The following is a 21,467-nucleotide window of genomic DNA, read 5'->3' on the forward strand; positions in this document are numbered from 1 at the left end:
CTTTTACCGAAGAAACAAAAAACGCACATCATGAGATGTGCGTTTTTTGTTTTAACTTATTTTTTATCGCCCTTAAACTTTCGTTTTTTCTGTTTACCACTAAAAATTCGCTTTAAAAAACCATCTCGTTTTTCTTCATTACAATCCAGATCCGAAGCGACTTGATTGCTAGGTCTTTCAAAACGACTTTTTGTTATGTCGTTATACTCGGAATCTTTATTTAATTTAGAGTAAAACTTTGCAAAAATTGGTAGGGCAGAATTTGCCCCTTGTCCTAATCTTGTTGTTCTAAAACCAATCGCTTGATTATCGTTTCCAACCCAAGTTACAGTTACTAATTTTGGCGTAATACCAACAAACCAACCATCTTTATTATCTTGTGTAGTTCCTGTTTTACCGGCAATATCATTATTTAAACCATAGGTTGATCTTAATCTAGATGCTGTCCCCTTATTAACTGTAGACTGCATGATTTCTAACATAACCTGACGTGTGTAATCTTTAAAAGCAGGTTCCGATACTTCCGGTTTAAATGCTGCCAATACCTTACCGTTTCTATCGGTAACTTTAGTAATAGCATAAGGCATAACCGGTTTACTATCGTTTACATAACTGGCATAAGCACCTGTAAGTTCTTTTAAATTAATTTCTGCTACACCAAGCGCAATTGAAGGTAAATTAGGCAGCTCTTTATTAATGCCTATACGTTTTGCTTGCTCTAATACTTTCGGGATTCCAACCTCATTTAAAACTTTAACAGCAATGGTATTAACCGAGTTACTCAAAGCCATTTCTAGGTTGTAATTAAGATGTGGATCTTCAATTTCGCCACCCGAGTTTGATGGTGTCCAATTATTAAAATTACTATAAGTAACTTCAGCTAAAGAAAAATACGTACATGGTTTCATGCCATTCTCAATAGCAGCTGTATAAACAAAAGGCTTAAATGTAGAACCTACTTGCCTTTCACTTTGTGATACATGATCGTATTTAAAATAACGATAATCAATGCCTCCAATATAAGCTTTAATAGCTCCTGTTTTAGGAGCAATACTTAACATACCTGTATTTAAAAACTTTAAATAATGTTGTAAACTATCAATAACGCTTGCCTTTTTAATGGTATCGCCTTCCCATTCAAACAATTCGGCATCTCGTTTAATGGATAATGAATCTTTAATTTGAGCGTCCGTTAATCCTGCTTCCTGATATAGTTTATACTGTGGAAGTTTTTTTAAAGTAGCTTCTATTAATTTCTTATTCTTCTGCCATGGTGCAGCACTACCATAAGAACGTTCAAAACTTTGTTGCAGCGCTGTAAGATGTTCCTTCATGGCTTCTTCTGCCATTTTTTGCATACCAATATCCAAGGTGGTATGCACTATAAGTCCGTCGCGATACAAATCGTAAGCTTCGCCATTCGGCTTTTTAATACTATCTAAAATTACGGCCAATTCCTTTTTAACCTGAGCTCTAAAATAAGGCGCTATACCCACATCGTGATTAAACGATTTATAATCTAAACCCAATGGTTTATCTGCGTAAAACTTAGCAGAATCTTGAGGCATATTACCATATTTCACCATTTGGTTGAGTACTACATTACGCCTATCCACGCTTCTCTCAGGATGTAATCTTGGATTGTAATAGTTATTAGCTTTTAAGGAACCAACAAGAGTGGCTGCTTCATCTATTGTAAGTTCAAAAGCCGGTTTATTAAAAAATTTTCGCGCTGCACTCTCAATGCCATAAGTATTATCCGAGAAAGGCACCGTATTAAAATACATGGTAAGAATCTCATGTTTAGAATATATGGTTTCAATACGTTTAGCAATAATAGACTCGCGAAACTTATTAATTACCATACTAAAAAGTTTGTAATTATTTCTTCCGTAAAGATTCTTAGCTAACTGCAAAGTTATGGTGCTTCCACCTCCTGCAGATTTATCTTGAAGCAAAATACTTTTTACAAAAACCCGAATTAAGCTTACATTATCAATACCATCATGTTCAAAAAACCGAACATCCTCAGTAGCAACTAAGGCATCAATAAGGTGTTTAGGTAAATCATCAAATTGTAGAGGTTGCCTATCATAAACATAATATTTACCAATAAGCTTCCCTTCTTGATCTAAAACTTGCGTAGCTTCTTCTTGCTTAATAAAACTTAATTCAGCCGATGTTGGCATTTTACCAAAAGCGCCTAAATAAATACAAATATAGAGTCCTACAAAAAATAATAAAACAGACGCAAAACCAATAAAGGCCCATTTCACCCATTTATTTTTAAATAACTTTTTAAATAATGCCATACATAGTTTTATCTACTCCATGCCTTCGTAATTGTAATCTGGATATAAAAACTCATTATATGGAAAACGGGTAACATGAATATCGCGAACCTCGTCGTAAACACGTTTTTTAAAGTCTTCTAAATTCTTTTTATTTAAGGCCGAAATAAATAAAGCATTATTACCAACTTTGCTCATCCATGTGCTTTTCCACTCCTCTAAAGAATAGTGCTTTGCGGTACGTTCGGTTTCTAGATCGTCTTCCTCTAAGGGCTCTGCTGTATAAGCATCTATTTTATTAAATACCATAATGGTTGGCTTATCACCACTTTTAATTTCGCCTAGAATTTTCTCTACAGATGCAATATGCTCCTCAAAATTAGGATGAGAAATATCTACAACGTGCAATAATAAATCGGCTTCACGAACCTCATCTAAAGTACTTTTAAAACTATCGACCAATTGCGTTGGAAGCTTTCTAATAAACCCTACGGTATCACTTAATAAAAATGGTAGATTTTGAATAACAACTTTACGTACCGTGGTATCTAAAGTTGCAAACAATTTATTTTCGGCAAAAACGTCACTTTTACTTATAACATTCATAAGTGTAGATTTCCCTACATTGGTATACCCTACAAGAGCAACGCGCACCATTTTACCACGGTTACCACGTTGAATAGCCATTTGCTTATCGATGGTTTTAATACGTGCTTTAAGCAAGGCTATTTTATCGCGAACAATACGCCTATCTGTTTCAATTTCGGTTTCACCAGGTCCGCGCATTCCAATTCCCCCTTTTTGGCGTTCAAGGTGTGTCCACATCCCTCTTAATCGAGGTAATAAATATTCACATTGCGCTAATTCTACTTGCGTACGCGCATAACTTGTTTGTGCTCGTTGTGCAAAAATATCAAGTATTAAATTGGTTCTATCTAACACCTTTACGTTTAATATTTTACTAATATTTCGTTCTTGTGCCGACGATAACTCATCATCAAAAATAGCGGTACTTATATCGTTATCCTCAATAAATTGGCGAACATCTTCCATTTTACCTGTACCAATAAAGGTTTTTGGATTAGGCATATCCATTTTTTGCGTAAAACGCTTTATTGCATATCCGCCTGCGGTATAGGTTAAAAACTCTAACTCGTCTAAATATTCTCTAGACTTTTCTTCATTTTGGTCTTTAGTAATAACGCCTATTAACACGGCGCGTTCTAAAGAAATATCTTTCTCTTCTATCATATTACAAAGTTACACAATTGCCTTGATTTTATATTTAATATTTTAATTCCATTTTCAATGTTAAAAATGATTACCATGGGTTTAATTATTTTAGCATATTTTTGAATTATGATAGAACCTTTTGAAGATATACCTGTACGCCAAGATATGCAAGCTGTGGCGTTTTATAATGTAGAAAACTTATTTGATTTAAAAAATAACAAGCATAAACATGACAGTGATTTTTTACCGGGATCTATTAAAAAATGGACACAGAAACGTTACCATAATAAATTACGAAAAATAGGTTATGCCATCTCTAATATTGGAAGACGTGAAACAGGAAAACACCCTGCTTTAGTTGGGTTAGCCGAGGTAGAAAATGCTAGCGTGCTAAAAGATTTAATTACCTCTAAACATTTAAAAAACTGTAATTACAACTACATTCATTTTGAATCGAAAGATGAACGTGGTATAGATGTAGCCTTATTATACGACACAAAAACATTTAAAGTAACCCATTCTGAAGCTTTTGTCATCGTTTTAACAGAACCAGATGGCTCTACTGATTACACGCGCGATGTATTATTAGTTTCTGGCATTTTAGATAACGAAAACGTGCATGTAATTGTAAATCATTGGTCGTCTAGACGTGAGGGTCAAAAAGAAACAGATTATAAACGTTTAGCTTCATCCAAAAAAGTGAGCGACATTATTGAAACTTTAAAAAATAAAAATGAAGATGCTAAAATTTTGGTATTAGGTGATTTTAACGACACGCCACAAAACCTTAGTCTTAAGCGTTTAGTAGACGATTACGGTTTGTATAACCCTATGGAAACCTTGCGCTCTTTCACTCGTGGTACGGTGAAACACAGGAGACAGTGGTTTGTTTTCGATCAAATATTAGTGTCAATCAATTTTTTTAAAAGCTCTAATAACGAATTCGAATTTTTTAAAGCCAATATTTTTGATGAAGCTTTCTTAAAGCTTTTTAAAGGGCCATATAAAGGTTCGCCATACAGAACTTATGCTGGTCCAAAATACACAGGTGGTTACAGCGATCATTTCCCTGTATATATTATTTTAAAGAAATAATTAGATAGCTTGAAATAGCACAAAAGTGAGTCCTAATATAGCAAGCGGCAACAACCACAGCATCCAAATATTATAAGACAACTTTTTCTTTTTTAGCATTTTAGCGTTTAAAACTTTTCGTTTTCTTCCGCCATATTGCATCCAATTTTTAAAATAAAGAAAAACGGAGACCAATATAAATAAAGCCCATGCTTTTGGTGCCGACATAGTAGTAACATGCATTTGCCTAAAAAAGCCAGCAAAAAACACACCTAAAAGTAGTAGTAAACTGCATTGTAAAATCGTTACGTAAAACGTAGCAATACTATTAGCTTTCTTATTTCTTTTGATTTTATAATGCTGAAAGAAATGAAAAAATAGGGCGTCGAATGTGGTCATGAAATTATTTATTGCGCCAAAGGTAGAACTTATGTTTCACTATTCAACATAATCTACACTAATCTCGTCTAATTCGTAAATACCATCAAAACTATCTTGTCCACTCCCCGTGTATTTAAAAGCAACATGTATGGTTCCGGTTATACAAGATAAATCGACATTACCAGAGTTAAACCAGGCAGAAAAGGAATCGGAATCTTTAACAACATAAGCTGCCGATAACACACCCCAACTAGCGCTAGTTATATTGGCCTCAACCCCATCCCAATCCAAAGAATACAATACTTCCATATAACTGCTATCGGCCAAACTATTAGAGGTTTTAAAACGTAAGGTTTCACCATCTTGGGCATCTAGATTTATAGCAGGCGTTATTAACCAACCTATATTACTAATATCACCAGAACTAGCCGATTGAAACCGAGCAGACCTCCCCAACGATGCATTTGATGATGTAGACGAGTAACCCTCCCAAGCCTGCGTTCCGGCTTCCATAAAATTAGTCCAACCTTCAATTTCAATGGGTCTATTATTCCTTTGGTCTTCAAAATCTTCGTATAACAAATTACCTGTACCAATTGTTTCAGCTAAACCACATGTTAATTCCATTGGGTCGCAACGTTCATTACTTTCAAAATTAACATCAGCTGAAGTGTTAATAACCAACACATTGAAATCGTCTCTAAAATCGCGACTAAAAACACCTGTTACACTGCCCTTTCCTTGTGGCACGAGTAAGCTTTTAAAATCGGAAAACGTACTGGTTTGCATAATCATTTGTATTCCAGAGTCGCAACTTTCTAATAAGCGTAAACCATCAAACTCATCGAACGACTCACTAGCAAATGTAGCGCCAAGTTCAAATCTATTCAGCTGCACATTATCCAATTGTATTAACGTATTTTCATCGGATTCAGTTAAATCTGCTAATCCAGAAATTTTAGGTAGTATATCTGCTATTTCATTACTTCTTATTACAATATCTTTATATTCGGCAGCTTGAATTTGCTCCACTTGCACCGCATTTCCTTTACCAATAGTAACAACACCGCTAGTTTCGCCAATGGTTAATCCGGTCATTTTCACGTATACTTTTTGTCCAAATTGATAGGTGTCAGATAAGCTACTCAAATTAATATCAACCTTAAAACCAAGCCTAGGATCTGCGTCGCTAGTACTTCCGTCGATCTTATTTTGTATAATCAACTCCTCAAAAAAATTGCCAGATTTATCAGAAGACACCACATAACCTTCAATATACAAATCAGTTTCATCTTCAATAACCACAGTCGAATTTCCGTTATTCACAGCCTGCTCATAAAGCGATTTTATAGCCTTAAAAGTGGTAATGTGCTCTTGCGGAATACTAGGTTCTGTAATCGAAATATCTGGCGTGCTATAATCTTCATCTTTCACACAAGACATAAAAAGGATCACTAAAACGCTAAAAACTATTAAAAATTTATTCATAACTCTTTATTTTATTTGGGCGTTACTTTTTACTCATACCTACAAGGTTCAGAAAACCTTGCAGGATTGCAAAAAGTCAAGCTTTCACTACTCAATCCTTTTGCGAAAAAACAAAAAGGATTTCAAACAAACCGTTCAATACCTAACGCGCAGCACAACTAACTTCTACATTTAGGTTTAAATTAAAATCTAACATTCAAATTCAAAAAATAGGTTGCGCCTCTGCCATACCAATATTTTGCACCAAAAACTGGAGTATCTAAAAGTTTATCATCTCGCAATTCGCGATAATTAGCATTTCTTCCTTGCTCAAAACCACCTGTTTTATAAACTTCATCTAATAAATTATTAATACTTCCAAAAAAACCAATGTAATACTTACCAATTTTCCATGATTTTCCGCCTACCAAATTCACCGACATATAATCATCAAAACGTTCTTGTTTTAAAAGTGCTCTCGCTAAATCTTCATCATAATCATTAAATACATTACCATCAAAATCGGTATTAAAATTTGAAGACCTGGTTAATGGGCTCACATCTACATAAGTATCTTTAAAAAAATTGACCGTTGCACCAAACCACCAATACTCCGGATCGCGATATTCAAATCCTACCGAAAGTGCTGTTTGTGGCCCTGAAGCCAACCTATAATTTTTTAAGTTTGATTTTCCAAAATCTTTAAATCCGTTTATAAAACCAGCGGCTTCCGCTTCGGTATCAGGTTCTGTAGATAAAAACAAATTAGGGTTATTAGCATAAGTAAATTGGCCAACAGCCGCAGCTCCTTTTAGCTTAATAGTTGGTGTTACTTGAGCTTCTATTCCCAGTTCTCCACCTAAATGTATCTTATCAATACCTTGTAAAATTTCTTGAACAAAAGCTGTATTATCACCACCTATACCATCGGCAAAAAAGAAAGAAATCTCGCTAGCATCAGTAATTTTAGTGTAATAACCCGTTAATTTAGCTTTTACAATTGGCGAACGGAATATATAACTCCCATCCATAGATGTTACGGTTTCATTACCACTATTAGGAACTGTATTATGGTTTTCTCTAGAATTAGAATAGGTATTTTGAACGGTTGGTGCTCTAGAAATATAACCCGTATTAAAATCGAAAACATGTTTACCGGTTAACTTATAGGTAACACCTCCTTTTATACCAAAACCTGTAAAAACAAGCACATGACCAATACCTAGTGAACTATCAGGAAAACCTCCGTTTTGATAAATACCCTCTCTTTCGTATTCGGTGTTTTTTACACTACCCGAAATATAAAAATCTACTTTATTATAACTAAATTGAGATTGCGCATAAACCCCCAACTCATGCGAAAAAAGGTTATAATAATACTTAAACTTATCGCCTACACCAACAATTCTATTTGGATTTAACAAATCGTTTTGTGCCTCGTCAATTTGCGTTGCAAAACCATCGACATCCAAATACGTTGAGGCCCCTAACAAATCAATAACTTCAGCAAAATTTTCAGATTTTAAAGCCTTATAATGTATACCTGCATTTAGTATTACATTATCATTTATTTGGTTGGTTAAAATACTGTTTACAGTTATCTGAGTATCATCAACACGGTCTTCATACAGGGCATAAATAGCATTTCCGCCATTTTGAGAATTTGCAATATTAGCCTTATACATAGTACCCCAATCTATTTGACCATCATTTTGAAATGCTATTAAAGCGCCATAAGCAATACCTAAATTATCTGGAAAATTACGCTCGGCATAACTTGGTAACTTTTGGTAATAGGTTGGACTCGGGTTTGCACCTCCACCTTGCGGAAAATCATCTGTTAAATCGGTACCGTTATAGTCTAATCGACTATTTCCTATTTTCCCAAACTGATACGCTACGTTGGTATTTAAGGATGTTTTACTATTTAAATCCCAATAATGATTTAACATAATTATGGGTTCATTAACTTCTTTTATTCTAGAATTTCGTTTTTCGTCATTTTGCCAACCCCAATATTCGTTATATTTAATATCTTTTAAATCGAAAACTTCTTGCGTATTTGGGGAAGACTTACCTCTGCGGTTAGGTGTATAAATAGCAGTTAAATTAAGACTATGGCTATCATTTATTTTCTTTTCCACAGAAGTAAAAAAAGAATTTGAACTATAGCTTGTTGCATCTTGATAACCTTCATTTCCCCAACGTCTGCCAATAGAAACTGTATATGCCCAATTATTTTTTAATAATCCCGAAGCATGAGTTGCCATTAATCGATTTGTATAACTTCTGTTTGATGAGGAATAGGTTAACCGACTCCCCGCTCTAGCTTTTGAAGCTCTCACATTTATATTAGTAGTACCTAAAACACCACCAAAATTATAATTTGAAGGTGTTAAACCCCAAGTTAATTCTTGATTTCGTAATACATCGTTTAACCCACCCCAATTACTCCACTGCGGCCTACCATTATAGGTTTTATTCATTTCGATACCGTTAATTAGAATAGATCCGTTTTTAGAATCTAAACCCCGTACACGAAAAAAAGACGAACTAAACTCGAAAGCTGCAGTTCTTTGAAAAATATCTAATGACGATGCTAACAGCCCTGAAATATTATCGGCGCCACTAACATCATCATTCAATTCATCGTCCGATAATGTTATGGTAAACAAATCTGCTGTTTGTGATGCGTCGCGTTCTAAAATCATATCTGTAATGTTAACCGTTTGGCCTTCATTTACAACAATAGGATAGCGTTTTGTAATAAATCCTGTTTTAGAAATTCGTAGAATCTGCTCTCCTAACGGAACGTTTTCTTTAAACTCGAACATCCCTAAAACATCGGTTAGTAGAAATAAGCTTGTAGTTTCAATGGCAACGTTTACACCTTCAATAGGCTCATAGGATAAAGCATCCAATACACTACCCCTAACTATAGTGTTTTGGGCATGGAAAAACTGGGTGAAAATTCCGAATAAAAAAATGAGGGAAATTTTATTCATAAATAATTTACAATGCAATAGCTCTACAGCATACTTTTTTAAGACATAAAATTTACGATATTTATTACAAAACACAAACTTTGACATAATTTTTGTAAATTATTTGCTGTAAAAAACAACACTAGCGGAATGAAATTCTTAAAAAATTGCATTATCACAATAATACTAGCTTCTTCATTGTACCATTACGGGCAAGACAAAGCCTTTAAAATACATACCGTAGCGTTTTACAATCTTGAGAATTTATTTGATACCATAAATGACACCAGTAAATTCGATGAGTATAGCCCCATGATGGAATTAAAAGTGAATCGTGGAGAAGCATATTTAAAAAAAATAAGAAATATGTCGCGCGTAATTTCTGAAATAGGTCTAGACATTACTCAAAATACTCCTGCTATTTTAGGTGTTTGCGAAGTGGAAAACAAAACTGTTTTGGAAGATTTACTTAACGACTCACTGTTACTCAAAAAAAATTATGGTATTGTACATTATGATTCACCAGATATAAGAGGGATTGACGTAGCTCTGCTCTACCAAAAAGAGATATTTACTCCAACACATACAAGTTCGCATACTTTGAAAATTTATGATGAACAAGATCAAAAGAGAATTTACACAAGAGATCAGTTATTGGTAAGCGGTAAATTAGAAGGCGAACTCATTCATATTATCGTAAACCATTGGCCTTCTAGACGGGGTGGCGAAGCTAAAAGCAGACCAAAACGAGTTGCTGCCGCTAAATTGAATAAACGCATTATAGATTCGCTTCAAGTTATTAATCCGTATGCTAAGGTGATTATTATGGGCGATTTAAACGACAACCCGAATAACGCGAGTGTGAAATCTATTTTAAAGGCTAAAAACGAAAAACGTAAAGTAGGATTAAAAGGTGTTTATAACCCCTATATCAATTTCTTTAAAAATGGACTTGGCACAACAGCATATCGAGATTCTTGGAGTTTATTTGACCAAATTATGATTACAAAACCACTAACGGAAAAAGACTATAGTTCTTTCAGGTTTTATAAAGCTGGAATCTTTAATAAACGTTTTCTTATACATAAAACAGGAACGTATAAAGGATATCCTTTTAGAAGTTGGTCTGATGGAGGTTTTAGCAATGGATTTAGCGACCATTTTCCTGTTTATATCTACTTGATTAAGGAAGTCTCTGCAAAAGAGAATGAATAAAAAAAAACCTGCCACGTTTTTAAACATGACAGGTCTAGAATTATAAAATATATCTAAGTTTTATCCAATCCAGGCGCTCCAAGGAATTCTTGATAAAAACAATAACAATGCAATGGTATAAAAAATAGCTATCATTTTTGATTTAGCCTTAGATGTTAACTTCTTTTTATGCTTTGAATAACCTATAGTAATTAATGCAACCGCAATAATATTTATTAAAGGATGCTCTACTAAATATAGCCTATTAACAGAATCTTTCATGATTTCTCCCATGCCAGATTCACTAAATAATTGCAACCTTGGTGATACAAAATACAGCACCAAACCAATTAATAGTTGAATGTGAGATACAATTAAAGTAAACAATGATTTTCTAAAATCGTTTGCTTCATATTCCTTATCGCCTAAGAATTTGATTATAGCGTTAATAGCTGCTATTGTTAATATAACAAGCACTAAATAGGCCCAATAAGAGTGGAGTGATTTTACAACGTCGTACATGATTATTTCTGTTTTTTTTCTGAAGTGCAAATGTAATGATAAAATTTAATTCTAAATTTTATCTCGATTGCCAATTTTTAGGTGATGAATATAATTATGAGGAATTAAAATAATTACCATAAAAAAAACCGCTTCGATTAAAAGCGGTTTTAATTTATTTTATTCCCATTTATTTTCTGCTGCCGTACCGCCCCACGTTAAAGTGGCTAAGTAAGGGTTATCAATAAAAGGGTTTCTATTGCCTTGTGCGGCGTATATTACGTTGTTGCGTTGTTCTTCAAAATCTGAAACTGGATCTTCTATGTTCCATTTTAAGAATAAATCTAAGCTTCCTACTTTATTAAAATCTTCACCATAGCGAACGTTTAAATATAATACCATTCTAGCAACGTCGCCTTTCCATTCATCACCAGGATACCATGTTTCACCTATTAATTGGTAAGTTCCGCTACCATCTGCAAATGGATAATTAAGCCTAAGACTATTAACCGCAGCATCGGCAGATCTTAAATGGTGTAAATCAGTAACGGCATCATCAGAACTTAATCGTGATTGCGGAAATATATGCTCTGTATTAAACGTTTGTGGCGAATAAGAGTTATTTCCAGACGTATATTCTTCCCAGTATCTACTTTCTCCAGAATACATTAAAATAACATTATCTGAATTTGTTAAATCGGCATCAGCATTGTACAAATACGTGTGTCTTTGCGTGTATGATAAAATAGTTGTGTGATTTATTTTCGTGTTATTATCTAATTCTTCAAACATTAAATCTGAATCTTCAGAAAAAAGAACATCACTATAATAGTCTACCAAATCAACTGGTATATTAAAGCTTATTGGTGCAATTACCGTAAGCGTTACTGTAGCCGTAGAGCAAGATGGGTTTGGAGCATCATCATCACAAATGGTATATGTAAACGTGTCTGCTCCTGTAAAATTACTCATTGGCGTATAGCTAACTGTACCATCTGAGTTTAAAACCACAGTACCTTGCGTATCGGCATTATCAACCGAGGTTAAAACGGCATCATCAATAGCGGCATCGTTATCTAAAAGGGTAGTAATAACCTTTGTACTATTTTGTATCACATTTAGAGCATCGTTTTCAGCAGTTGGGTTTCCTTCATCTGTTATGGTAATGGTAACTGTAGCTGTTGAACAATCTGGTGTTGCATCATTATCGCAAATCGTATAAGTAAACGTATCATCACCTAAAAACCCAATTTTTGGTGTATACGTGTAGGTATTATTTCTATTATCTTCAATAGTACCTCCATTTGCACTAGTAGCATCAAAACTTGTAATTCTTGCATTATCTAGAACCGTATCATTGGACAATAGGTTTTCAATAATTACTGCTGTATCCTCGGTAGTATTTGCAATATCATTTACAGCTATAGAAACTCCGTTTGGTTCTGGCTCTTGCTCTGGTGAATCATCGCTACTAGAACTACAATTGTACACTGCAATTAGAACAACAAATAATGAAATTAACTTTCTCATAATCATTAATATTTTTAACCAAAAACCTCTTATCTAAACGATAAGAGGTTTTAATTTATTATTTAAATAAAGCTCTTACTATTGTAGAACCCAAACACCTCCAGTTTTTATAACTGAGAAGTTTTCAGTTCCGTTAGAGCCATTATATACATCAAAAGAAACTACATATTTTTGACCTTCTTCTGCTGAAGGATCTACATTTTCTAAAACAACATTTATTGCTTCAACTACCATGTCATTAGTCCATTCTGCTGCATTTCCAGATCTTCTTTCAAAGTTACCATAGTTATCCATACTATCGGTAGCAGAAGGGTAAGTAGCTGCTAATGCTGAAACAATATCAGCATAATCAGATGTTACTAATGAATAACTAATTGTATTATCTGGCAACCAGTTTGTTCCATCATGACCAAACTGAAGCGTCTTAGGTTGTACATTAGTATACTCAACCCATTCAGTACCATCAAACGTATAGTTAATGGTATAACTTGTAGTTGTACCACTTGAATAAAGCTCGTACATAGCCTGAAGAATATCTCCAAACTCAGCACCGTCTGTACTTAATCCTGCAGGTATTTTTTCTTCAGCTTCAGACTCGCTTGAAAAATTTGGGTAACTTTCTCCCATAGCTTCGTACTCATCTTCAGTAAAACCAGCAATTTTGTTCCAAACAGATCCGTCATAAACAAATCCATCGGTATAGGTATTTACAGATCCTGAATAATAATCGTATCTTAAAGACACAAAATCATCTTCTTCTGCATCAGGATATTCTTGATTTAAATAATCTTGAAGGTGACTATCTCTATCAAAGTTACCATAAGTATTGCCAGTTATTGGCCCATATTCAGCGTATTCAACTTCTCTTATGTCTGCACTATAAGTATCAATTCTATTATAAAGTGCATACGTTATATTAGCCGTAGAAGCATCGTTAATTGTTCCGTCTGCTTTGTAAGTAACACCAAAATAAGGATATGTTACATTTAAAAATTCTGAGATTAATGTTTTTGCATCTTCATCAGAATTAAAATTAGCATAATCTAAAGCTAAAGTTTCTTTGTAATCATCTTCAACTAAAGTATAGTCGAATTTAGCAATAATACCTTCTTTTTCAAGAGCTTCATCGATATCGCTATATATGTCTTCCATAGGGTTACACGATGTACACACGAACCCAACCGCCATTAATAAATAAATAAATTTTTTCATTTTTCTTTTTTTTTAAAAGTTAACTTTTAATCCTACACTATAGGTTCTTCCTGTACCGTAGTAAACTGTGGCATTAGATTCGAACCCTCCGTTATCTTGAGCATCAGAGATATATTCTGTATTGAATAAGTTATTGATTTTTCCGTTAAGTACTGCTTCAAACTCTCCTACATTGAATGTATGGCTTAAACCAACATCGAAAAGACCAAAACCTGGTGCTTCCCATACGTCTGGTAAATCGTCAGAACTTCTACTTGTTACATCAAAATCCGCGTACATGTTAGTAGCGTAGTTGTAATCTACATATAATTTAGTGTTAAATGTAAAATCGTAAGAAGTACCTAAAGCAAATGTTGTTTGTGCAGAATTACCAACTTTAATACCATCAGCAAAAACTTTTACACTTTGAAACAAATCACCATCCTGAGTAAAAATATCAGCATCTACATTACTTTTCCATTGCCAGTCTCCTAAAGATGCCATACCAGTAATTGTTAATTGACTAGTTGGTTTATATTTGAAATCGATTTCAAGTCCTTGGTGTAATGCATCAATACCTAAAATATTTGCGTATAATATATCGCCACTACCTGTTTCTGGTAATTGTCTTGATTCTGCTTTATCCGACCATCTTGTATGGTAAAGATTTACATTAGCAGATAATTTTTCACTTCTAAATCCATAACCAACCTCAGCACTAAATACTTTTTCGTTTACTGCATCTTGATTATAAATTAGCTCGTCCTCTTGAGGAAAAACATTTACTAAAAATGGAGCTTTTTCAAAATAACCAACATTTACAAACACATTATTATTAGCATCTAAATTGTAGTTACCACCACCTTTTACACCAAAACCAACAAAAGTTACCTTATCCGATTTACGATCACCATCAGGAATTTCAGAACTCATAAACTCCTTTTTAAAATAAGTCGTATTAGAAACATCGGCAGCCATGAATACATTAACTTCATCATTAACTTGATATTCAGCTTGACCAAAGAAACCTGTTCTTATATTGTACCCATCGTAATCTTTATTGTAACGATCACCAACTTGTAAGGCTTGACCAAAAGCTTTTGTATCTGTTTCGTTATCTAAATAGAACTGACCTCCTAATAAATCTTCTACAATGTAGTAGTGTGAACCAACATAGTATCTACCATCAAAACCTCCAGAAAGCACTAATTTATCTGTTATATCATTTTTATAAGTAGATAATATACCATACCATTTATGACCGTTAATAGTAGAAGCAATAATATCAGATGATCCTGCAACACCATTAGCAATGTTTTCTTCTACAATAGTATCAAAATCGATTGGTTGATCTACGCCACCAATTCTATAATCATCAGAACCAATTTTATCACCTTCATCTCTACGGCCTCCACCTTTACCAAAAGATGCATATACAGCAGTTGATAAAACTGATTTATCATTAATGTCCCATAAGTGATTAATAGACATTTGCGGTTTGTGATAAAAGTTATATGATTGGTGATAAACTTCACCATTTTTATAACCCCAATCTTTATTAGCTTTTAGAGGACCTTGTTCAGTTTGACGTAACTCTGCTATAGTAGAACGATTGAATCTTTGTCCGTGCTCTTGTTGTGCTCCAAATGCAGAAAAAGATATTCTGTGAGCCTCATTAATTTGTTGTGATAAGTTTATAAAGTAATTATAACCAGAAAACTCAGTACCGTCAACGTAACCATCACCCTCAATTTTAGAAGCACTTACAGTTGCAGCAAATCCTTTTTCCGATAAACCTGTAGAATACGTCATTCCATATTTTAAATACCCATTATTACCTATTCCTGTAAAGAAGTTACCACCTTCTTCAACATCTGTTGTTTTTGTAATAATGTTAATTGTTCCACCTATAGATGGCACAGCTACTTTAGAAGCTCCTAAACCTCTTTGTACTTGCATAGTAGACGTAACATCGCCTAAACCAGCCCAGTTAGACCAGTAAACAGCTCCGTTTTCCATATCATTAACAGGAATACCGTTAATCATTACCGCAACGTTTTCAGAAGAAAACCCACGAATATTAACCCTAGCATCACCATATCCACCACCTTGTTTGGTAGCATAGATACCAGGTGTAGATTTTAAAATCTCTGGAAATTCTTGTGTACTTAATTTTAAAGAAATTTCATCAGCTTTTATTGTAGAAACCGCCACTGGCGTTTTTCTATCAACTGCCACAGAAGCAATAATTTGTACTTCATCAAGTCCTACTTGACTGGACTCTAAAGCAATCTTCCCTAAACTTGCGCTTGCAGTAAAAGCAATAGTTTTAGAGTTGTAACCCACATAAGAAATAACAAGATCACCTGTTGAAGACTTAGTGTTGATGGTGAAATTTCCATCAAAATCGGTAACGACACCGTTAGTAGTGCCTTTTTCAATAACATTTGCACCTGGAAGTGGCATATTAGAGCCTACTTCAGTTATTACACCTGAAATTGTACTTTGAGCCATAACAACTACTGAAAATAGCATTGCTACGGTAAACATTAAAAAACGCGTAGTTCTTTTCATAATTAATTTTTTGAAATTAGTCGGTGCAAAAATAAGGATTATTAATCGACTAACATTAACTAATTATTAACAAATTAGTTATTTTATTAAAAGAAAAAAGGCAATAACACTTAAAATATTATTGCCTTTTAGGAATTTTGTTAAGAATAATCTTAGGTTTTAAGACATTTGCTTATAATAATTCAATAAATTAATAGTTGAAGAATCATGTTCATTATTGGCAGTATTGTTAAATTCTTGTAAAATTTTACTAGCTAATTGCTTACCTAATTCTACTCCAAATTGATCGTAACTGAAAATATTCCATATAATACCTTGTACAAAAATTTTATGTTCGTACATTGCTATTAATTCGCCTAAACTTTCTGGTGATAACTTATTAATATATATGGTATTTGTAGGTTTGTTACCTTCAAAGACTTTAAATGGTATGATTGATTCACTTGTTCCTTCTGCAATAACTTCGTCTCGCGTTTTACCATTTAAAAGCGCTTCTGTTTGTGCTAAAAAGTTAGATGTTAACTTATCTTGATGATCTTGATTACCGTGTAACGATTTAGCAAACCCAATAAAATCGGCAGGTATTAACTTTGTACCTTGATGTATTAATTGAAAAAAAGCATGTTGGGAATTCGTTCCTGGTTCTCCCCAGATAATAGTACCTGTTTGGTAATCTATTGGATTACCGTTTCTATCTACGCTTTTACCGTTACTCTCCATAATACCTTGTTGCAAATACGTTGCAAATTGGTTTAAGTATTGAGAATATGGGATAATAGCTTCACTTTCGGCTCCAAAAAAGTTATTGTACCATACACTAATTAAAGCTAAAACTACGGGTATATTTTTATCGAAATCTTCATTTTTAAAATGCTCGTCCATTTTGTTAGCTCCTTTTAAAAGGCTATCAAAATTATTAAAACCAACGGCTAAACTAATAGTTAAACCTACCGCACTCCATAATGAAAAACGACCACCAACCCAGTCCCACATTGGGAAAATATTATTTTCATCAATACCAAAAGCTTTTACATTTTTAATATTTGTTGAAACAGCCACAAAGTGTTTTGCAATAGCATCTTCTGAAGCTGATTTTAAAAACCATGCCTTTAATGTATTAGCGTTAGATAGTGTTTCTTGCGTTGTAAAGGTTTTTGAAACAATTACGAATAGCGTTGTTTCTGGATCTAGCTTTTTAATAACTTCATTAACATGATCGCCATCTACATTACTAACAAAGTGCGTAGTTAAATGATTTTTATAATACTGTAACGTATCAACCACCATAGCTGGACCAAGATCGGAACCTCCAATACCAATATTTACAACATCGGTAAATGCTTTTCCTGTGTATCCCTTTCTATCGCCTTTAACAACTTCGTTTGTAAAGCCTTCTATTTTTTGTTTTACTTGATATATTTCTGGCATTACATTTACACCATCTACCTTAAAATCTGCATCTTTTGGCGCTCTTAATGCCGTATGCAATACTGCTCTTCCTTCTGTTTCATTAATAATTTCGCCCGAAAACTGACTTTTTATAGCCTCTTTCAACTTAACATCATCAGCTAATTCTAACAGATATTTAAAAGTTTCTTCTGTGATTCTGTTTTTAGAAAAATCAACATAAAAATCTTCCCACTTAATGGTAAATTTATTTGCGCGCTGGCTATCTTTAGCAAACAAATCCTTCATTTTCACATCCTTAACATCGTCAAAATGCGCTTTTAATTTATTCCACGAATTAGTTGTTGTTGGGTTAATGCTTGGTAATGCCATATCTATTAACGGTTTAATGAAATTTGATTAGTATTTTGTTTAATGGTTTGTTCTGGCTGATTCTGGTCCTCAAAAATATCTTCTAGGAAATGAATATTATCGAGCTGTTGCTTAATAGGTGAAATAAAATCAAGGTATTCAACTTTTAAAGAATCAGATATAGGTTTAGCTTCTGGTAATTTTTGCTTAAAAGGATCGACTTGTTTTCCGTTTTTCCAGAAACGATAACAAACGTGAGGCCCACCAGTATTTCCGGTCATACCTACCCATCCAATAACATCACCTTGTTTTACAAAATCGCCTACTTTCGACTTTCTACTTTTCATGTGAAGGTATTGCGTTTCGTAGGTCGCATTATGTCTAATTTTTACATAATTACCATTACCACCTCTTTTCTTAGACTCGATTACTGTACCATTAGCTGTTGCCATAATAGGCGTACCTATTGGTGCCGCAAAATCGGTTCCCTTATGTGGTCGTAATTTAAAACCATAAACTGCAATACGTCGTTTTAGATTATAACGAGAAGATATTCTACTAAACTTTACTGGGGCTTTTAAAAACGCGCGACGTAAATTTTTAGCTTCTTCACTAAAATAATCTACAATGCCTTTAGCAGAATCGGTAACAAACTCAAAAGCATAAAAAGGCTCTTTATTATGCTCAAAATACGCCGCTTTTATATTGTGCACACCTGTGTAAATGGTATCATCAATAAACTTATCGGTATAAATTACTTTAAATCTATCTCCTTTTTGCAGTCTTCTAAAATCTATGGTCCAAGCATAAATTTCGTCGGCCATTTTGTAAGCTAATCTTGGGCTCAAACCTTGGTCTTCTAAGGTTTGGGAAATATTACTATTAATAATCCCTGTAGCTGTTTTTTCAACGTATTTAATAGGTTTTCTGCTGGTATAGGCATGAATAGAGTCATGAAAATTTATAACCACATACTCCTCTAAAGTAGGCTGATAAATAAAACATTTAGGAGTTTCTAACGAATCTTTAGAACATAAAAGCGTATAAGGTTTCCCTACTTGAAGTCGTCTTATATCGAAAGTATCCTTTGCTTTTTCTGCTATATTAAAAATTTTAGGATACCCAACTTTATTACGCTCTAGAATTTCGCCAAAACTATCGCCACGACGAATGGTATCTCTTTTAATAACATAGTCGTCTACCTTAAAACCAAATTCTAAAACCTCTTCCGGTTCTTCAATGACCTCAGCAATATCTTCTACAACAGGTTCTTTATCGTCTTTACATCCAAAAACAAATGCAATACACAGTATTAAAACTAAATATCTGTTCCCCACGTTTCTTTTTCTTTCTCTGTCCATAAATCTGGAAAAAATATTCTTTTTTGATATTTTGGGTGCATATATTTCACCCATTCACTTCCACCGGTAGCCTCGGCAGTTTTTCCGTTAATATTTAAATAATGGTTTGCCGTTTCGTAATGCGCCATAACCCATTTTATATTTACCGTATAATCATAGTGTCTCATGGCACTTATTAAATCTTTACTGGCTTGATCCTCTTTTGGCAACGATTTAAACTTGCTCCACAAATTCTTATCCTTATAACGTTTTATAAATCTAATAAATTCATCCTTATAACGCTCTTCAAAAGCAGAAAGTGTATACGTTTTTTTACCCGTTTTAAAATCCTTACCAGCTGCTTGCCAATATAAATGATCAAAAGCATCCATAAACGTATCGTCAATAGTAAAACCATCTCTAAAGCGCTTATCAATAAGGTTAATTAACTCTGTAGATGCAAACTCAACCATTCTATATTGTGCACTTTGAAAGCCACTAGCAGGCGTTAAAGTGGTTCTAAACTTATTGTACTGCTCGACATCCATACCATCTTTCATGATACTAAATGACGAGGTTAGCACATCAAAATATCGACTAATACGCATTATTTTGGTGGTAAACGTTTCGGTATCTATGTTTTCTATTGCTGCTATTTGATTCATTTCAGAAAGCACCATTTTAAATAGCAATTCATTAACCTGATGATACATAATAAACACGTTCTCATCGGGAAAAACAGTACGTTGTACCTGTAAACTTAATAAGGCATCGGTTTGTATATAATCCCAATAATTAATGGGTTTGCTATGAAGTAAACCTTCCAAATGCACCTCAGCATCTTGGTCTATTGCATTATATTTTTCGTTTAGTTGATCGGTTATTTTAGATTTCAAAATATCTTAATTATTTACAACTACTTTAAAGGGATGTTTTAATCCTTTAAATGCTTCCAGGTCTGCTCTTAAAGACCCAACAGCTAAGTCTGCCTTAATGCGTAAAGGTACTTTATTTTTGTCTTTTGACACCCATAGCGTTAAACTTTCTTCCTCCTTAAATACACGTCCAGCCATTACATAAGGTCTAAATTTTAAAGACTCTATATCGCCAAATTCGGTGTCAATTGTTTCCTCGCCAAGATATTTTAACTTAAACCCATAATTTTCTTCATCAAAAAACATATCAATCTGCACCTCATCACCTATTTTTAGCTTATCGGTTTTTAAATTATTACGCAAATAATAAAAAGTAGAAACCATGTCCTGAATATTAGGCTTCGTAGTAAAAACCTTTTTAGTTTTGTGCTTATTATCAGTAACGTGCGCTTTATTATTGACTTGATCAAAATCAATCTCTAAATCCTTAGTATGCCCACCTTCATCAATATTTCTAACAAATTTATACGGCATAATAGTTTGCTTATCAAAATAGGTTTCATATCGATCTTTAACCTTAAAAAACCATTTTATCATTCCGGTAGTCCAACCTTTACCAACCACATGATAAACATCTTTACCATTAAGCGTAGCATCTTTAACAGCTAATGTGGCATTACCAGCCTTAAGCCAGTTGCTGTAACTCATTTTAAATTTAAACCATTCGCCATCTTGAAAAGCCGATTCTTGCTGAGCAAAAGCCGTTTGCATAGTCATTATTGCGATACATATAAGCACTAATTTTTTCATCCTCTTTGGGTAATTGTTATGTAACTCCTTTGTGGTTACTTTTATTGTTTTAACCTAGAAATTACAATTACTGTTCCAAAAATAAAAATTTTATTCTATAAGCCACCTTAAAGCAGGTTATAGTTGTGTTACAATATTAAAAATTAACGAATTCGTAATATGTTTTCGGCGTTCCCAAAAGGGTCGGGCTATACGCTATATCTTTTTTTGCCATATACGGAAGCAAAAAAAGGATGCCACTGCTATCCCTAACGCAGTGCAGAA

The 21,467-nt window shown here is 33.8% G+C and carries 15 protein-coding genes; 2 read left to right on the top strand and 13 right to left on the bottom strand.

Annotation, left to right across the window (positions count from 1 at the left end):
• Positions 1-56 precede the first annotated feature (56 nt).
• Together AAFN75_RS05285 and hflX are read right to left on the bottom strand one after the other, a co-directional pair.
• Entirely contained in the window at positions 57-2,312 is a 2,256-nt protein-coding gene (locus AAFN75_RS05285) for a penicillin-binding protein 1A (RefSeq protein WP_411808567.1), read from the bottom strand.
• Positions 2,313-2,324: 12 nt separating this feature from the next.
• Positions 2,325-3,542 (bottom strand): GTPase HflX, encoded by a 1,218-nt coding sequence (gene hflX, locus AAFN75_RS05290; protein WP_411808568.1) that lies wholly within the window; start codon positions 3,540-3,542, stop codon positions 2,325-2,327.
• 108 nt (positions 3,543-3,650) lie between these two features.
• Here hflX and AAFN75_RS05295 point away from each other — a divergent pair, with 108 nt between their 5' ends.
• The gene (locus tag AAFN75_RS05295; protein WP_411808569.1) at positions 3,651-4,619 is read left to right on the top strand and encodes an endonuclease; all 969 of its coding nucleotides are present in this window, start codon (positions 3,651-3,653) and stop codon (positions 4,617-4,619) included.
• On the opposite strand, the gene AAFN75_RS05300 is transcribed toward AAFN75_RS05295, so the two are convergent.
• The 3 genes from AAFN75_RS05300 to AAFN75_RS05310 form a co-directional block, all read right to left on the bottom strand.
• The gene (locus AAFN75_RS05300) at positions 4,620-4,997 is read right to left on the bottom strand and encodes a hypothetical protein (protein WP_411808570.1); all 378 of its coding nucleotides are present in this window, start codon (positions 4,995-4,997) and stop codon (positions 4,620-4,622) included.
• 39 nt (positions 4,998-5,036) lie between these two features.
• Positions 5,037-6,467 (bottom strand): DUF5689 domain-containing protein, encoded by a 1,431-nt coding sequence (locus tag AAFN75_RS05305; protein ID WP_411808571.1) that lies wholly within the window; start codon positions 6,465-6,467, stop codon positions 5,037-5,039.
• A 182-nt stretch (positions 6,468-6,649) separates the two neighbouring features.
• Complete coding sequence (locus AAFN75_RS05310) at positions 6,650-9,451, bottom strand: carboxypeptidase-like regulatory domain-containing protein (protein ID WP_411808572.1); 2,802 nt, start codon at positions 9,449-9,451, stop codon at positions 6,650-6,652.
• A gap of 129 nt (positions 9,452-9,580) precedes the next feature.
• On the opposite strand from AAFN75_RS05310, the gene AAFN75_RS05315 reads away from it, so the two are divergent.
• Positions 9,581-10,645 (top strand): endonuclease/exonuclease/phosphatase family protein, encoded by a 1,065-nt coding sequence (locus AAFN75_RS05315; protein ID WP_411808573.1) that lies wholly within the window; start codon positions 9,581-9,583, stop codon positions 10,643-10,645.
• A gap of 60 nt (positions 10,646-10,705) precedes the next feature.
• On the opposite strand, the gene AAFN75_RS05320 is transcribed toward AAFN75_RS05315, so the two are convergent.
• From AAFN75_RS05320 to AAFN75_RS05355, 8 genes are all read right to left on the bottom strand, one after another.
• Entirely contained in the window at positions 10,706-11,146 is a 441-nt protein-coding gene (locus AAFN75_RS05320) for a hypothetical protein (protein ID WP_411808574.1), read from the bottom strand.
• Positions 11,147-11,305: 159 nt separating this feature from the next.
• The gene (locus AAFN75_RS05325; RefSeq protein WP_411808575.1) at positions 11,306-12,655 is read right to left on the bottom strand and encodes an endonuclease; all 1,350 of its coding nucleotides are present in this window, start codon (positions 12,653-12,655) and stop codon (positions 11,306-11,308) included.
• Positions 12,656-12,733: 78 nt separating this feature from the next.
• Positions 12,734-13,867, bottom strand: coding sequence for a hypothetical protein (locus AAFN75_RS05330; protein ID WP_411808576.1), 1,134 nt, complete (start codon positions 13,865-13,867; stop codon positions 12,734-12,736).
• Between the two features lie 12 nt (positions 13,868-13,879).
• Positions 13,880-16,420 carry a TonB-dependent receptor gene (locus AAFN75_RS05335; RefSeq protein WP_411808577.1) on the bottom strand — a complete coding sequence of 847 codons (2,541 nt, stop codon included), beginning with the start codon at positions 16,418-16,420 and terminating at the stop codon, positions 13,880-13,882.
• Positions 16,421-16,579: 159 nt separating this feature from the next.
• Positions 16,580-18,199, bottom strand: coding sequence for a glucose-6-phosphate isomerase (gene pgi / locus AAFN75_RS05340; protein ID WP_411808578.1), 1,620 nt, complete (start codon positions 18,197-18,199; stop codon positions 16,580-16,582).
• Positions 18,200-18,204: 5 nt separating this feature from the next.
• Positions 18,205-19,539: a peptidoglycan DD-metalloendopeptidase family protein gene (locus tag AAFN75_RS05345; RefSeq protein ID WP_411808579.1), complete on the bottom strand. Its 1,335-nt coding sequence runs from the start codon at positions 19,537-19,539 to the stop codon at positions 18,205-18,207.
• A complete protein-coding gene (locus AAFN75_RS05350; RefSeq protein ID WP_411808580.1) occupies positions 19,497-20,414 on the bottom strand; it encodes a tryptophan 2,3-dioxygenase family protein in 918 nt (305 codons plus the stop codon). The genes AAFN75_RS05345 and AAFN75_RS05350 overlap by 43 nt, the downstream gene beginning before the upstream one ends.
• A 6-nt stretch (positions 20,415-20,420) precedes the next feature.
• The gene (locus AAFN75_RS05355; protein ID WP_411808581.1) at positions 20,421-21,203 is read right to left on the bottom strand and encodes a DUF3108 domain-containing protein; all 783 of its coding nucleotides are present in this window, start codon (positions 21,201-21,203) and stop codon (positions 20,421-20,423) included.
• Positions 21,204-21,467 lie beyond the last annotated feature (264 nt).

This window comes from Algibacter sp. AS12 (assembly GCF_046736315.1).
GTDB lineage: Bacteria > Bacteroidota > Bacteroidia > Flavobacteriales > Flavobacteriaceae > Algibacter_B > Algibacter_B amylolyticus.

Coding starts and splice junctions, on each gene's coding strand:
- AAFN75_RS05335 (WP_411808577.1), bottom strand. CDS start 16,420: ATGAAAAGAACTACGCGTTTTTTAATGTTTACCGTAGCAATGCTATTT.
- pgi (WP_411808578.1), bottom strand. CDS start 18,199: ATGGCATTACCAAGCATTAACCCAACAACAACTAATTCGTGGAATAAA.
- AAFN75_RS05320 (WP_411808574.1), bottom strand. CDS start 11,146: ATGTACGACGTTGTAAAATCACTCCACTCTTATTGGGCCTATTTAGTG.
- AAFN75_RS05345 (WP_411808579.1), bottom strand. CDS start 19,539: ATGGACAGAGAAAGAAAAAGAAACGTGGGGAACAGATATTTAGTTTTA.
- AAFN75_RS05330 (WP_411808576.1), bottom strand. CDS start 13,867: ATGAAAAAATTTATTTATTTATTAATGGCGGTTGGGTTCGTGTGTACA.
- AAFN75_RS05300 (WP_411808570.1), bottom strand. CDS start 4,997: ATGACCACATTCGACGCCCTATTTTTTCATTTCTTTCAGCATTATAAA.
- AAFN75_RS05310 (WP_411808572.1), bottom strand. CDS start 9,451: ATGAATAAAATTTCCCTCATTTTTTTATTCGGAATTTTCACCCAGTTT.
- AAFN75_RS05325 (WP_411808575.1), bottom strand. CDS start 12,655: ATGAGAAAGTTAATTTCATTATTTGTTGTTCTAATTGCAGTGTACAAT.
- AAFN75_RS05285 (WP_411808567.1), bottom strand. CDS start 2,312: ATGGCATTATTTAAAAAGTTATTTAAAAATAAATGGGTGAAATGGGCC.
- hflX (WP_411808568.1), bottom strand. CDS start 3,542: ATGATAGAAGAGAAAGATATTTCTTTAGAACGCGCCGTGTTAATAGGC.
- AAFN75_RS05315 (WP_411808573.1), top strand. CDS start 9,581: ATGAAATTCTTAAAAAATTGCATTATCACAATAATACTAGCTTCTTCA.
- AAFN75_RS05305 (WP_411808571.1), bottom strand. CDS start 6,467: ATGAATAAATTTTTAATAGTTTTTAGCGTTTTAGTGATCCTTTTTATG.
- AAFN75_RS05355 (WP_411808581.1), bottom strand. CDS start 21,203: ATGAAAAAATTAGTGCTTATATGTATCGCAATAATGACTATGCAAACG.
- AAFN75_RS05295 (WP_411808569.1), top strand. CDS start 3,651: ATGATAGAACCTTTTGAAGATATACCTGTACGCCAAGATATGCAAGCT.